Source organism: Promicromonospora kroppenstedtii DSM 19349, from assembly GCF_000515355.1.
Lineage (GTDB): Bacteria > Actinomycetota > Actinomycetes > Actinomycetales > Cellulomonadaceae > Promicromonospora > Promicromonospora kroppenstedtii.
Window position 1 is genome coordinate 24845 of the sequence record NZ_KI911690.1, and the last position, 1350, is coordinate 26194.

Here is a 1350-nt window from a genome sequence, read left to right on the forward strand (position 1 = left end):
GCCACCCGCTGCGCGGCGGATGGCGCCATGCGCTGCGCGGACGTCACCCGCTGGGCGGTGCCGGTCGTCTGGCGGCGGGGTACCGACGTCGTCGGGCTGCCGGGCAGCGGCAGGCCGTGACGCTGCCGGTAGGCGGCCCAGCCGTCGAACGTGTCGGAGTACCCCTCGGGCGTGAATGCCGGGGCCCACCGCATCGCGGCCCACAGGTAGTCCTTGATCGCGGCGGGCGCGCGCCCGCCAGCCCGCTGCGGCCCGACGGCGGCCAGGTACGTCGAGATGACCTCCTCGGCGGCGCCGTCGAACCCGTCGCCGTGCACCTGGTGCAGGCGGCCCATGAGCTGCTGGTCGTAGACCAGGTTGGTCATGGGCTCGCCCGGCTGCACGGGGTTGCTCGCGAGCACGCTGGTGGGCGCCACGGTGGCCGACGCCGCACTGCCCGTGAGCACCTCGGTGACCAGGCCGCGCTCGATCGTGGTGGCGCCCGCCGCGGCGAGCAGCGCGGGGTCGAGCCGGGCGCTGTCCGTGGCGAGCTGGGCCACGGTGCGCGACAGGTTGTGCAGTGGCGGGCGGTCCTCCGGCCGGTGCCGGGTCATGGCCAGGATCAGGGGCAGCAGCCGCTGGTCCACGGGTCCGACGTCGGCGGCGGTGAGGTCGCGGCCCGCGAAGTTGAGGTCGTTCGGCAGCTCGCCCGTGGCGAGGAAGATCAGCAGCAGGCCCAGGCTGTAGACGTCGGAGCGGGCGTGCGGCTTGCGCACGAACAGCTCGGGCGCCATGTACGAGATGGTTCCGGCAGCGTGCGTCGACGTCGTGGTGCCGTGCCCCTTGGCGATACCCAGGTCGATGAGCACGTACCGGTCGGGCGCGGCGATGATGTTGGCCGGTTTCACGTCCCGGTGCAGGAAGTGCTCCTCCTGCAGCACCGCGAGCGCGTCGAGCACGTCGTCGGCCACGCGGAGCACCTCGTGCACCGGCAGCGGGCCGTTGGCGGCCAGGCGCTGGGACAGTGTGGGGCCCGGCACCAGCTCCATCGCGAACCACGGGGTCGGATCGCTCAGGCCGGCCGCCACGAGCTGCGGGAAGCCCCGCCCGGCAAGCCGCTCCAGCAGTGCGGCCTCACCGATGAACCGGTCCAGGGAGCCGGCCTCGGTGTTGGTGAGGACCTTCAGCGCGACCTCGCCGCCCTGGCCCGTGGCGCGGTACACGTGGGCGAACCCGCCGTGGCCCAGCGAGTCGCCGAGCTGGAACGGGCCGAGCATCTCGCCCGTCGCGGGGATCCGCGGCGCCGTGGGCGCGGCGGGCACCCCCTGGTGGCCACCACCCGGGTACCCGGTCCCGGTCGGGGCACCCGCC

At 74.6% G+C, this 1350-nt stretch carries 1 protein-coding gene; it reads right to left on the minus strand.

Annotated features, from left to right (window positions below):
• Positions 1-1350 (minus strand): serine/threonine-protein kinase (locus PROKR_RS30815; RefSeq protein ID WP_169736446.1); only part of this gene is annotated, 1350 nt, incomplete at both ends.